Origin of the sequence: Streptomyces sp. NBC_00572 (genome assembly GCF_026341815.1) — a bacterium.
Classification (GTDB): Bacteria; Actinomycetota; Actinomycetes; order Streptomycetales; family Streptomycetaceae; genus Streptomyces.
The window spans coordinates 2,568,496-2,581,609 of record NZ_JAPENX010000001.1 but is presented as its reverse complement, the minus strand read 5'-3'; the positions used below and the strand labels follow the sequence as shown (position 1 = coordinate 2,581,609).

Annotated in this window: 9 protein-coding genes and 1 tRNA gene; 4 read left to right on the top strand and 6 right to left on the bottom strand. The window is 68.3% G+C overall.

Features of this window, described 5'->3' with window-relative positions; all coding sequences use genetic code 11:
- Positions 1 to 28 precede the first annotated feature (28 nt).
- From OG514_RS11720 to OG514_RS11710, 3 genes are all read right to left on the bottom strand, one after another.
- Entirely contained in the window at positions 29 to 2,401 is a 2,373-nt protein-coding gene (locus tag OG514_RS11720) for a non-reducing end alpha-L-arabinofuranosidase family hydrolase (protein ID WP_266893652.1), read from the bottom strand.
- 382 nt (positions 2,402 to 2,783) lie between these two features.
- Entirely contained in the window at positions 2,784 to 4,349 is a 1,566-nt protein-coding gene (locus OG514_RS11715; protein WP_266893650.1) for a sigma-70 family RNA polymerase sigma factor, read from the bottom strand.
- A gap of 323 nt (positions 4,350 to 4,672) precedes the next feature.
- Positions 4,673 to 4,743, bottom strand: a tRNA-Gly gene (locus OG514_RS11710).
- Positions 4,744 to 5,144: 401 nt separating this feature from the next.
- Here OG514_RS11710 and dcd point away from each other — a divergent pair.
- Both dcd and OG514_RS11700 read left to right on the top strand, forming a co-directional pair.
- Entirely contained in the window at positions 5,145 to 5,720 is a 576-nt protein-coding gene (gene dcd / locus OG514_RS11705; RefSeq protein WP_125747087.1) for a dCTP deaminase, read from the top strand.
- 13 nt (positions 5,721 to 5,733) lie between these two features.
- Positions 5,734 to 6,231, top strand: coding sequence for a phosphoribosyltransferase (locus OG514_RS11700; protein WP_030323619.1), 498 nt, complete (start codon positions 5,734 to 5,736; stop codon positions 6,229 to 6,231).
- Positions 6,232 to 6,301: 70 nt separating this feature from the next.
- Here the strand turns inward: OG514_RS11700 and OG514_RS11695 are convergent, their stop codons facing one another.
- The 3 genes from OG514_RS11695 to OG514_RS11685 all read right to left on the bottom strand — a co-directional run bounded on the left by OG514_RS11695 (position 6,302) and on the right by OG514_RS11685 (position 10,340).
- A complete protein-coding gene (locus tag OG514_RS11695) occupies positions 6,302 to 7,168 on the bottom strand; it encodes a Yip1 family protein (protein ID WP_266893641.1) in 867 nt (288 codons plus the stop codon).
- 314 nt (positions 7,169 to 7,482) lie between these two features.
- Positions 7,483 to 9,744 (bottom strand): (Fe-S)-binding protein, encoded by a 2,262-nt coding sequence (locus OG514_RS11690; RefSeq protein WP_266893639.1) that lies wholly within the window; start codon positions 9,742 to 9,744, stop codon positions 7,483 to 7,485.
- 107 nt (positions 9,745 to 9,851) lie between these two features.
- Complete coding sequence (locus tag OG514_RS11685) at positions 9,852 to 10,340, bottom strand: sugar transferase (protein WP_266893637.1); 489 nt, start codon at positions 10,338 to 10,340, stop codon at positions 9,852 to 9,854.
- A 254-nt stretch (positions 10,341 to 10,594) separates the two neighbouring features.
- On the opposite strand from OG514_RS11685, the gene dnaK reads away from it, so the two are divergent.
- Complete coding sequence (gene dnaK, locus OG514_RS11680) at positions 10,595 to 12,436, top strand: molecular chaperone DnaK (RefSeq protein WP_266893635.1); 1,842 nt, start codon at positions 10,595 to 10,597, stop codon at positions 12,434 to 12,436.
- The gene (gene grpE, locus OG514_RS11675; protein WP_266893634.1) at positions 12,436 to 13,080 is read left to right on the top strand and encodes a nucleotide exchange factor GrpE; all 645 of its coding nucleotides are present in this window, start codon (positions 12,436 to 12,438) and stop codon (positions 13,078 to 13,080) included. The genes dnaK and grpE overlap by 1 nt, the downstream gene beginning before the upstream one ends.
- Positions 13,081 to 13,114 lie beyond the last annotated feature (34 nt).

The window sequence follows — 13,114 nt, the reverse complement described above, 5'->3', positions numbered from 1 at the left end:
TCCTTGCGTATCACCGTGGATCGGGCAGTCAGCGCTGCAGGGTGAGGACACCGGGCCGGTACGGCAGTTGGTCGTAGGGGCCGCCGGCGGTGGGGGACTTACCCTGGTAGAGGAACTGCAGGTTGCAGGGGTCGATGGTCATGGTCTGGTCGGGGTTGTTGCGGACCAGGTCACCGTGGCTGATGTCGTTGGTCCAGGTGGCACCGCTGTTGGCCTTGCCCGCGAAGGGGTTGCTTTCGTCGGCGGCCTGGGGGGTCCAGGAACCGCTCAGGCTGGAGGCCGTGAACGAGCGGAAGTAGCGCCCGTTCGCACCCTTCGCCTCAACGATCATGAGGTACTGGTTCTGGCCCTGGACCTTGTAGACCTGCGGCGCCTCGAACAGGTTGGCTTCCGTATCGCTCATGACCGTCGTGTACGACGAGCCGAAGTTGCCCGGGAAGTTCCCGATCGGCATGCTCGCCCGGTAGATCTTGCCGTTGTCACCGGCGAAGAGCAGGTACATGTTCTGGTCGTCGGCGATCAGGGTCTGGTCGATCGGGCCGGTGGGGGAGTCGGTGCGGGGGATGCTGCCGGTGAACAGCGGCTGCGGCGCGGACCAGCCGTCGCGGTTGGTGGGGTCGCTCGACGTGCGGTAGATGAAGGGCCACTGGCCCCACTGGTACGCGAGGACCCAGATCTTCTTGGGCGCGAAGTAGAACAGCGTGGGCGCGACCGCGGGCTGGTTCATCGCCTTCTGTCCGGCGGACGCCATGTCCGACCAGTTGGTGAAGGGGCTGAACGTCATCGAGCCGTACTTCGATCCGTTGAAGTTCGACCCGTAGACCAGGTGCTTGCCGTTGTGCACCACGGTGGTGAAGTCCTTCAGCGAGGCCCACCCGTTCGCAGGCTGCGCCAGGGCACCCGTCGAATTCCACTTGTACGTCGACGGAAGCGCGCACGTGCCGCCGCCCGATCCGGACGGGGCGGTCCACTTCTGGTTGCCGACGCCCCCACAGGCGTGCAGCTGGATCTTGGTGCCGTTGGCGGTGGCCGCGCCGACGGCGTCGAGGCACAGCCCGGACTGGACGCCGGTGATCGTGCCGTTGGTGTTGATGTTCCACTGCTGGTTGGTGCCGCCGTTGCAGTCCCAGATGACCACCGCGGTGCCGTTGGTGGTGCCCTTGCTCTTGGCGTCCAGGCACTTGTCGCCGTGGATCTTCAGCTGCTTGCCGGCGGTGTGGGTCCAGCGCTGGTTGGCCTGGCCGCTACAGTCCCACAGCTGCGCCAGGGTGCCGTTGGCGGTGGTGGAGGCGGGGATGTCGATACAGCGGCCGGAGGCCACGCCCTTGATCTCCCCCGTGCTGGTACCAGTACCGTCGGACGGCTTGCTCGGGGTGGTACCCGGGCCGGAGTTGAGGGCACTCATGACGGCGGCGTACGCGGGCTTGGGCTTGCCGTTGTTGTCGAACAGGAGCGGGCTTTCGCCGCTGCGCCAGGAGTCGCTGTCACGAACGCCCCACACCGTGATGCCGGTGCAACGGGCCACGGACAGACAGGCTTTGACCGCGTCGGCGTAGTGGGTGGGCGATGCCTGGGCGATGTCCAGCTCGGTGATCTGGACATCGACGCCCAGGGCGGCGAAGTTGGCCAGGGTGGTCTTGAAGCTCGCTGGCTGGCCGCCCGCTCCGAAGTGGCTCTGGAGCCCGACGCAGTCGATGGGAACGCCGCGGGACTTGAAGTCCTTGACCATTCTGTAGACGCCCTGGGTCTTGGCGTCCGACCAGTTCTCGATGTTGTAGTCGTTGTAACAGAGCTTGGCCGAGGAGTCGGCCGCACGGGCGGTGCGGAACGCCTCCTCGATGAAGCCGTTGCCCAGGACCTTCTGGAACACCGAGCTACGGAGCTGGCCGCCGGGGCCGTCGGCGAATGCCTCGTTGACCACGTCCCACGCGTAGATCTTTCCCTTGAAGTGGGTCATCGTGGTGGTGATGTGGCCGTTCATCACGCTGCGCAGCGTGTTCGCGTCGCCGATCGAGCCGACCCAGGCCGGGAGCTGCGAGTGCCAGACCGTGGTGTGGCCGCGCACGCGCTGGCCGTTCGCCTTCGCACGGTCGACGATCCGGTCGGCGGGGCCGAAGTTGAAGTTGCCGCGGGACGGCTCGACGGCGTCCCACTTCATCTCGTTCTCCGGGGTGATCATGTTGAACTCCCGGTCGGCGATCGCGGTGTACGCCGAGTCGCCGAGCCTGCCGGCGGCCACAGCGGTGCCGAAGTACCTGCCCGAGGGGGCCGCCTGCGTACCCAGGTTCGCGGCTCCGGCGGAGCTGGGGAGGAGCGTCACGACACCGGCCACCACCGTCGCGGCCGACAGTCCTATTGCCACTGTTCGGCGACGCCGGCTGAGCCGGTGCAGGCCCTTCATGATTCTCCTCGGGGGTCGCGGGTCACCCTGGGTGCCGTGATCGTGGGGGCGTGTCGAGTCATGGGAGGGGCTTTCTTCCGGGGATACGTCAAAGGGGGATATCGGGGAACCCGCCACGCCTGCCCGTCTTGGTGAGCGGCGGGAAGAGCACCCCATGCAATGGAGGCTTCCGCACTCGCGGTCTCGTAACGGAAAAGTCGCGCCGTCCGGACGATTGCTCAGTGATGCATCTCGCGGGCAGAAAGCGTTATGCCAAGCCCCGCGGTCTGGTCGTCGCTGTGGAAAGGGCGCGCCGCCCTGATGACCAGTGAAGGTTTTCGGAATGGCGGCAGCCGTCGATGAATACGGACCGAAGCTGGATCACATGCTCAAGGAGCGGTTCTCAGGCCCAGGACCTGCGCAGGATGAAGGAAGCCTGGCTGGCGAAGGTCCGAGTGCCGTCGGACCCATCGAGCCAGACGCCACCGTCGCGGTGGCGGATGACCGATCCCGGATAGTTGTGCGCGTGCAGGGTCACCGACCCGGCGACCGCCCCCGGGCGCGGACAGAAGGTGGCGTCTTCACGGAACAGCTCGCTGCCGTCGTCGCTGCTCAGCCGCAGCCGCAGGTCACGATGGCGCAGATACCGGCCGTCGGCGGCGCGGAAGGTGACGCACCGTGTGTCGGCCAGCCCGCCGATGACCGTGAAGGTGACCCGCTGGCGTGTCCGCGCGCTGCTGGACGCGGAGACTCGGCCGAGCGTCGCGAAGTCGTCGGCGTACGTGAGGTACAGGGCGGGCTGGTCCACGGACTCCAGCGACTGTGCGCCCAGCGGAACAGTGCCTGCGGAGGCGGACGGACTCACCGGGGACGGTTCGGCCGACGTGGTGGTGCGCGACGGGATCGGCGTGGGAGTGCCGACCGTGGGGTTGCCGACCGTAGGAGTGGAGATGACCCCGGGCTCCCGATGCGCCGGTTCGGGCCAGGTCGCGTAGGTGGCGGTCCCGGCGATGAGCGCCGCGCCGGTGGCGAGGCTCACCAGCTGGTGAGCGGTCACCGCGTGGAGTTTGCCGATCAGGGCGCTGTGGAGACCGCCTCCCGCCGTCGCCGTGCCGACGGCGGCGTGTGCCGTGGCCAGCCCGGCGGCGCTCGCGGCCGTACCCGACAGCAGGCCCTTGGCGGCCAGCGCGGCGACGAGACCGGCAGGGACGGCCAGCGGCGCGAGGCTGAGGAGCAGTAGTTCGGCCGGAACCCGTTCTGTCGTCGTCGCCATGCAGACCGGGCAGCCGCGGGTGTGCCGCGCGATCCGCTTGCGCCACACCGATGCGGGGAGACCGTCCCAGCCGGCGACGGTCTCGTTCAGCTGCGGACAGCGCGGGTCGGCCTCCAGCGCGGCGACGATCGCCCGGCTCAGTTCCAACTGCTCGCGCATGCGTTGCAGGCGTACTCCGACGTGGGCGACGGTGAGTCCCGTCGCGGCGGCGATGTCGTCACGGCTCAGCGAGCCGGCGCGTTCTTGCCACCACAGCGACAGCAGCGCCCGCTGGTCCTCGTCGAGCCACCGGCCGGCTTCGACGGCCTGCCGGCGCTCGTCCGACAGATGCAGACGCAGGATCGTGACGTCCTCGGGTTCGGCCCCGGCGTCCGGTATCTGGCGTGCCTCGTCGATGACCGTGGTCCGGCCGGCGAAGGTGCGTTGCCGGTGCCAGTGGGTATTGATCTGGCGCAGCGTGATCGACACCAGCCAGGACCGGAAGCTCTCCGGGGCACGCAGGGCAGGCAGGTCGCGCACCACGCGCAGCAAGGTCTCCTGGACGACGTCGTCGGCGTCGGCGTGTCCGCTCAGCGCTCGCCCGACGATGTTGTAGAGCAACGGCAGGTACGCCGCGATCAGCTCCTCGCGCGCCCGGTCGTCACCGGCCTGCGCCGCGACGACCAGCCCCGCGTGGTCCGCGTCCATGAGCCCCATTCCCACCTCCCTCAGGGGAGCGGTCTTCCCTCAGGGAAGCGATCCGCCGAGTACGGCGCCTCACCTTAGCGTCGGCATGGTAGGCGGCCAAAGCCTGTGCCGTGGGCCAACGGACCGGCCCGTGCCGGCTGGTGCCCGGGGTACCGCGCGTGAGGACGGGAGCGAGGTGCTCGTTCACCGCTCGGCGGTCCACGGTGCGCCGAGCGCATTCTGCTCGAGGGCGCGTGGGTGCGCTTCGACCTCACCTCGTCACCGAGGACGGCGAAGCCGGCGCTCCGGACAACGACGAAGCCCCAGGTCGCTGACCTGGGGCTTCGTTCAAGAGCGGATGACGGGAATCGAACCCGCGCTATAAGCTTGGGAAGCTCATGTTCTACCATTAAACTACATCCGCACAGCGGCCTGATGAACGGTGCCGCATCGTTGCACACTGTACCCCATGCGCCACTTGAGGCGAAGTTCATGCCTTCGCGCGTGCGGAGTGCCGCGTGGAGGGTGTCCCGTTGATCCCCTAATGTGGCTTCCCGTCCACCACATGTGTAGGGGAAGGGACTTGATGGGTCCGATGGAGCGCACCGTCGTCCGTTGTGCCGAAGGGCATGTGTTCAGTACCGCCTCGTTCCCGCTTCAGCAGCTCGGGACCGGGCGGATCGGGCCAGGACGGCTCATCCGGTGTCCTAGGTGTGCGCGGCTGCGGCACGCGGTGCCGGTGGAGACCGGGCGGCGCTGACGAGTGGCGGGGCGCGGACGCCTGCCGATTGGGGCAGGTCCGCGCCCTCTGCGTATCGTGGGGGCGTGCTTCTCTCAGACAAGGACATCCGGGCCGAGATCGATGCCGGACGGGTGCGCATCGACCCGTACGACGAATCCATGGTGCAGCCCTCGAGCATCGACGTGAGGCTTGACCGCTTCTTCCGGGTGTTCGAGAACCACCGCTACCCCCACATCGACCCCGCGGTCGAGCAGCTCGACCTGACCCGTGAGGTCGAGCCCGAGGGCGACGAGGCGTTCATCCTCCACCCCGGCGAGTTCGTGCTCGCCTCGACCTACGAGGTCATCAGCCTCCCCGACGACATCGCGTCGCGGCTGGAGGGCAAGAGCTCCCTCGGCCGGCTCGGGCTGGTCACGCACTCCACCGCCGGGTTCATCGACCCCGGCTTCTCCGGGCACGTGACCCTGGAGCTGTCGAACCTCGCCACCCTGCCGATCAAGCTCTGGCCGGGCATGAAGATCGGGCAGCTGTGCATGTTCCGGCTGAGCACGCCCGCCGAGTTCCCGTACGGCAGCGAGCGGTACGGCTCCCGGTACCAGGGCCAGCGGGGACCGACGGCCTCCCGCTCGTTCATGAACTTCCATCGGACCCAGGTGTGAGGCGGTCGCAGGCATGAGTGAAGTACGCGAGAACCTGACGTACGAGGGTTTCGGGCGCGCCGTGCGTGAGCTGGCGCAGACCATCGCCGACGACGGCTACGAGCCCGACATCGTGCTCTCCATCGCCCGTGGCGGCGTCTTCGTCGCCGGCGGTCTGGCCTACGCCCTCGACTGCAAGAACATCCACCTCGTGAACGTGGAGTTCTACACCGGTGTGGGCACCACGCTGGAGATGCCGGTCATGCTGGCGCCCGTGCCCGACGCGATCGACTTCAGCGACAAGAAGGTGCTCATCACCGACGACGTCGCCGACACCGGCAAGACCCTCAAGCTCGTCCACGACTTCTGCGTCGACCACGTCGCCGAGGTCCGCTCCGCCGTCATCTACGAGAAGTCCCACTCCCTCGTGAAGTGCGAGTACGTGTGGAAGAAGACCGACGAGTGGATCAACTTCCCCTGGTCGGTCGAGCCGCCCGTCGTCAAGCGCGAGGGCCAGGTCCTCGACGCCTGATCCCCGGCGCAGCGCGCGAAGAGGCCCCCACCGCACCGGTGGGGGCCTCTTCGCGTCTCGTTCCCGTCCGTCAGAGCGTGCCGAGCTTGATCAGGCTCAGCAGCGCCACCAGCTGGATCGCCGACGCGCCCAGCGCCTTCGGCCACGGCAGGTCGTGGGAACGGCTCACCATCATCGTGAAGAGCGCTCCCGCCGCCAGCCAGGTCAGCCAGCCGATCACCTGGACCAGGCCGTTCTCGCCGCCCAGGAAGAGCGCGAAGACCAGCCGCGGCGCGTCCGTGATCGACATGATCAGCATGGACAGGCCCACCGTCGGCTGCCAGGCCCCGTCACCGCCCAGCTGGCGCGCCAGCGTGTGCGTCACCGCGCCCAGGATCAGACCGCCGACGACGAAGCCGAGGGCGGTCATCAGGACGTACGGGATCGCCGTCGACAGGGTCGCGTCGATCGCCTCGGCGCGCGCCTTGTCGAAGCCGAAGATCGCGAGCAGTCCGTACAGGAAGGTGACGACCAGCGCCGGGCCCCAGACGGCGTGGTCCCGCATCCGCAGGAACGTGTCCGCAGGGCGGAGCACGATGCCGCTCAGGAGGGGCTTCCACGGGAGCCGCGGGCCCGTCGGTACGGGGGCGGCGCCGGCGTGGTGGGGCGCGGCGTTGGCGTAGGGGTCGTCGACGCTGAACATCTGGGTGTGGCCCGGGTTGTTCGCCGTCGCCGCGTGCGGGTGCTGCGGCTGGCCGTAGGGCTCCCCGAAGTACTCCGGCTCCCCGTAGGGCTGCCCACCGCCGCCCTGCTGCTGCCCCTGGTGCCCCTGCGGTGGCTGTTGCCACTGCTGCTGCGGGTACGGCGGCGGGGCCGCGTTGTACCCGTACGGCGCCTGCTGCGGTTGATTGTGCGGGGGGCGGTTGTCCCGGCCGCGTCCGTTCCTGAATCCAGCCACGTCGTCGAACGTACCCGCTTCCGCTGTGCGGGCGCTCCCCGGACCTGTCCTTGCCACTGAGCTGTGACATCCCCTAGGGGGTGGCCAGGGTCGGACCCCGCCGTGACACGGTCGGCGGGCAGCCTTGCGGTCGCTGTGACGAATCCGGCGTATCGCCTCAATGTCGTACTCGTGGCTTCGGAGACCGGGTCTACGACGTCCAGGGCACGCTCGTGGAGCAGTGCGTCGCCAGAAGGCCTCCTGACGCGAGCCTCCGGCACGACGAAAAGGGCCGCCCCGCGCTTCACGCGCGGGGCGGCCCTTTCACATCGGGCTCAGGCAGCCGGTTCCGGCTCCGGCTCCTCGGCCGGCTCCGGCTCCGGGTCCACCGGGGTCTTCACCGATTCGAGCAGCAGCTGGGCCACGTCGACGACCGTGACGGACTCCTTGGCCTTGCCCTCGTTCTTCTTGCCGTTGACCGAGTCGGTCAGCATGACCAGGCAGAACGGGCAGGCGGTGGAGACGATGTCCGGGTTGAGGGACAGGGCCTCCTCGACGCGCTCGTTGTTGATGCGCTTGCCGATCCGCTCCTCCATCCACATCCGCGCGCCACCGGCGCCGCAGCAGAAGCCGCGCTCCTTGTGGCGGTGCATCTCCTGCTGACGCAGGCCGGGGACGGCCGACATGATCTCGCGCGGGGGCGTGTAGACCTTGTTGTGGCGGCCCAGGTAGCACGGGTCGTGGTAGGTGATCAGACCGTCGACCGGGGTCACCGGGACCAGCTTGCCCTCGTCGATGAGGTGCTGGAGCAGCTGGGTGTGGTGGATGACCTCGTACTCGCCGCCGAGCTGCGGGTACTCGTTGGCGATGGTGTTGAAGCAGTGCGGGCAGGTCGAGACGATCCGCTTCGCCGACTTCGGCTTCTTCGTCGACTCGTCCTCGTCGTCCTCGCCGAACGCCATGTTCAGCATCGCGACGTTCTCCTGGGCGAGCTGCTGGAACAGCGGCTCGTTGCCCAGGCGGCGGGGGGAGTCACCGGTGCACTTCTCGTCGCCGCCCATGATCGCGAACTTGACGCCCGCCATGTGCAGGAGCTCCGCGAAGGCCTTGGTGGTCTTCTTGGCCCGGTCCTCCAGGGCGCCGGCGCAGCCGACCCAGTAGAGGTAGTCGAACTCGGAGAGGTCTTCGACGTCCTTGCCGACGATCGGGACCTCGAAGTCGACCTCCTTGGTCCACTCGACGCGCTGCTTCTTCGCCAGGCCCCAGGGGTTGCCCTTCTTCTCCAGGTTCTTGAGCATCGTGCCCGCCTCGGACGGGAACGCGCTCTCGATCATCACCTGGTAGCGGCGCATGTCGACGATGTGGTCGATGTGCTCGATGTCGACCGGGCACTGCTCGACGCAGGCGCCGCAGGTGGTGCAGGACCACAGGACGTCGGGGTCGATGACGCCGTTCTCCTCGGCGGTGCCGATGAGGGGGCGCTCGGCCTCGGCGATCGCCGACGCGGGGACGTCCTTGAGCTGCTCCTCGGTGGCCTTCTCGTTGCCCTCCATGTCCTTGCCGCCGCCCGCGAGCAGGTACGGCGCCTTGGCGTGCGCGTGGTCGCGCAGCGACATGATGAGGAGCTTGGGGGAGAGGGGCTTGCCGGTGTTCCAGGCGGGGCACTGCGACTGGCAGCGGCCGCACTCGGTGCAGGTGGAGAAGTCGAGGATGCCCTTCCAGGAGAACTGCTCGACCTGGGAGACGCCGAAGACGGCGTCCTCGGCCGGGTCCTCCCAGTCGATCTCCTTGCCGGCCGTGGTCATCGGCTGGAGCGCGCCGAGGGCGGTGGAGCCGTCGGCGTTCCGCTTGAACCAGATGTTCGGGAAGCCGAGGAAGCGGTGCCAGGCGACACCCATGTTCGTGTTCAGCGAGACCGTGATCATCCAGGTGAAGGACGTGACGATCTTGAGGCACGCGAAGAAGTAGGTGAGGTACTGGATCGTGCTCAGGTCCAGGCCGTCGAGCAGCGCGATCAGCGGGTACGAGGCGAAGAAGCCCGGCTCCCAGCCGGTCACGTGGTGCTGGACGCCTTCGAGGGCGCGGAGCGTCATGATGCAGACGCCGACGATCAGGATGACGGCCTCGACGAAGTACGCCTGGCCGGTCTTCGAGCCGGCGAAGCGGGACTTGCGGCCCGCCCTGGTCGGCTTGCTGAGCTGCCGGATCACGATGAGGGTCACGATGCCCAGGACCGTCATCAGGCCGAGGAACTCGGTGAAGACCTCGTACGGCAGCCAGTCGCCGATGATCGGGATCAGCCAGTCGGCCTGGAAGAGCTGGCCGAAGGCGTTCACGATCGTCAGGAGCAGCGAGAAGAAGCCCACCGCGACGAACCAGTGCGCGAAGCCGACGATGCCCCAGCGGTTCATCCGGGTGTGGCCGAGGAATTCCTTGACCAGGGTGATGGTGCGCTGGGTGGGGTCGCCGGTGCGCGTGCCCGCGGGCACGGGCTGGCCGAGGCGCACGAACCGGTAGATCTGCACGGTGGCACGGCCGAACAGCGCGACGGCCACCACCGTGATGACGATCGACACGACGATCGCGGCGAGTTGCATGAGGGGCTCCTCGGGCGGGCCTACTAAGCGGTAACTTATGGAGTCCGTGCTGAGATTACCCGTTCGGGGCCCCGTGCTGTAGCGGCGCTCGCGGTGATCTGTGTCGCTCAGGCAAACCTTGCCGCGCGACGCCTGCGGACTGCTGGAAGCGTACGCGCCAGGATCGTCAGATCCATCCCCAGCCAGTGGTGGTCCACATAGTGGAGGTCGAGCAGCTCGCGCTCCTCCCACGGCAGGTCCGAGCGGCCGCTGATCTGCCACGGGCCGGTGAGCCCGGGGCGCACGGAGAGTCGACGGCGTCCCTCGCCCACGCACTCGCGGTGGCCCGGGGTCAGCGGGCACGGCCCGACCAGCGACATCCGGCCGCCGACGACGTGCACGAGGAGGGGCAGCGCGGCCAGCGGGCTCTTCGTGCGGAAGGTCAGCATCGTGAAGGGTTCTCCCTCCAAGCCTGCCACCGTGCGGCGGCGCAGCACGCCCCGGCCGGGGGTGGTCGAGCCGAGGGCGACCGAGAGGGCGACGGCGGCGAGCAGAGGGGACAGCGCGACCAGGAGGGCGAGCCCGCCCACCACGTCGAACGTGCGCTTGGCCGTCATTCCCCACACCCTTCCGAGCGACGAACGAGAATCATGGGATATTCGTGGGATATGGCTGGTTTGCCCGACATGGGGCCATCGGACTCTCTCACGCGACACCCCGCCGGATTCGGGAACGACGCGCGCCTCGCCCCGTATGAGCGAGATAAAGGGCGAAGAGTTGAGCCCCCTCCGCTCAGGTCTGTTGACTCATCGCGGGGCTTCATGCATCCTTGAGTCTGTTCCACTCAAGTACGTCAGCTGGAGGAATCGAAATGGCACGTGCGGTCGGCATCGACCTGGGCACGACTAACTCCGTCGTCAGCGTTCTCGAAGGCGGCGAGCCCACCGTCATCACCAACGCCGAGGGCGCCAGGACCACGCCGTCCGTCGTCGCCTTCGCGAAGAACGGCGAGGTGCTCGTCGGCGAGGTGGCCAAGCGTCAGGCCGTCACCAACGTCGACAGGACCATCCGGTCGGTCAAGCGCCACATGGGCACCGACTGGAAGATCGAGATCGACGGCAAGAACTTCAACCCGCAGCAGATGAGCGCCTTCATCCTGCAGAAGCTGAAGCGCGACGCCGAGGCCTACCTGGGCGAGAAGGTCGTCGACGCGGTCATCACCGTCCCGGCGTACTTCAACGACTCCGAGCGTCAGGCGACCAAGGAGGCCGGTGAGATCGCGGGCCTCAACGTCCTGCGCATCGTCAACGAGCCGACCGCCGCCGCCCTGGCGTACGGCCTCGACAAGGACGACCAGACGATCCTCGTCTTCGACCTCGGTGGCGGCACCTTCGACGTGTCCCTCCTGGAGATCGGCGACGGCGTCGTCGAGGTGAAGGCCACCAACGGTGACAACCACCTCGGTGGTGACGACTGGGACCAGCGCGTCGTCGACTACCTGGTGACGCAGTTCCAGAACGGTCACGGCGTGGACCTGGCCAAGGACAAGATGGCTCTCCAGCGTCTCCGCGAGGCCGCGGAGAAGGCGAAGATCGAGCTCTCGTCCTCGACCGAGACCTCCATCAACCTGCCGTACATCACGGCCTCCGCCGAGGGCCCGCTGCACCTGGACGAGAAGCTCACGCGCGCTCAGTTCCAGCAGCTGACCTCGGACCTGCTCGACCGCTGCAAGGTGCCGTTCCACAACGTCATCAAGGACGCGGGCATCAACCTCTCCGAGATCGACCACGTCGTTCTCGTCGGTGGTTCGACCCGTATGCCGGCCGTCGCCGAGCTCGTCAAGGAGCTGACCGGCGGTCAGGACGCCAACAAGGGCGTCAACCCGGACGAGGTCGTCGCCATCGGCGCCGCGCTCCAGGCCGGTGTCCTCAAGGGTGAGGTCAAGGACGTCCTGCTCCTCGACGTGACCCCGCTGTCGCTTGGTATCGAGACCAAGGGCGGCATCATGACCAAGCTCATCGAGCGCAACACCACGATCCCGACCAAGCGGTCCGAGATCTTCACGACGGCCGAGGACAACCAGCCGTCCGTGCAGATCCAGGTCTACCAGGGCGAGCGCGAGATCGCGGCGTACAACAAGAAGCTCGGCATGTTCGAGCTGACCGGTCTGCCGCCGGCCCCGCGTGGTGTCCCGCAGATCGAGGTCGCCTTCGACATCGACGCCAACGGCATCATGCACGTGACCGCGAAGGACCTCGGCACGGGCAAGGAGCAGAAGATGACCGTCACCGGTGGCTCCTCGCTGCCGAAGGACGAGGTCGACCGGATGCGCCAGGAGGCCGAGCAGTACGCGGACGAGGACCACCGTCGCCGCGAGGCCGCCGAGTCCCGCAACCAGGGCGAGCAGCTCGTCTACCAGACGGAGAAGTTCCTCAAGGACAACGAGGACAAGGTCCCCGGTGACGTCAAGGCCGAGGTCGAGGCCGCGATCGTCGAGCTGAAGGACAAGCTCAAGGGCGAGGACACCGCGGAGATCCGCACCGCCACCGAGAAGGTCGCGGCCGTCTCCCAGAAGCTCGGCCAGGCGCTGTACGCCGACGCCCAGGGCGCGCAGGCCGCGGGCGGCGACGCCGGCCAGCAGCCGCAGGCCGACGACGACGTCGTCGACGCCGAGATCGTCGACGAGGACAAGCCGAAGGGTGGCGCTGTCTGATGTCGGAGGAGACCCCGGGCTTCGAGGAGAAGCCCGACGTCCCCGCCGACGGCACGCCCGAGGAGACCGAGGCCGCTGCCTCCGCCGACAAGGCGGAGGGGGCGGCCCCGGCCGGGGACGCTACGGACGTAGCCCTGCTGGCGCAGCTGGACCAGGCACGCAAGGCGCTCGAAGAGCGCACGGCGGACCTCCAGCGGCTCCAGGCCGAGTACCAGAACTACCGCCGCCGCGTGGAGCGGGACCGGGTCACGGTCAAGGAGATCGCCGTCGCGAGCCTCCTGACCGAGCTCCTGCCCGTGCTCGACGACATCGGCCGGGCCCGGGACCACGGCGAGCTCCTGGGCGGGTTCAAGTCGGTCGCCGAATCGACGGAGACCATCGTCGCCAAGATGGGTCTGCAGCAGTTCGGCAAGGAGGGCGAGCCCTTCGACCCGACGATCCACGAGGCCCTGATGCACTCGTACGCGCCGGACGTCACCGAGACGACGTGCGTGGCGATCCTGCAGCCGGGGTACCGGATCGGCGAGCGGACCATCCGGCCCGCCCGTGTGGCCGTCGCCGAGCCCCAGCCGGGCGCGGCCCCGGCCAAGGACGACGCGAAGTCGTCCACTGACGAGGAGAGCGGTGCCCCCGAAGAGGGGTAGCGCGACTGACCCCGGAGCGGTGACGCGCTCCGGG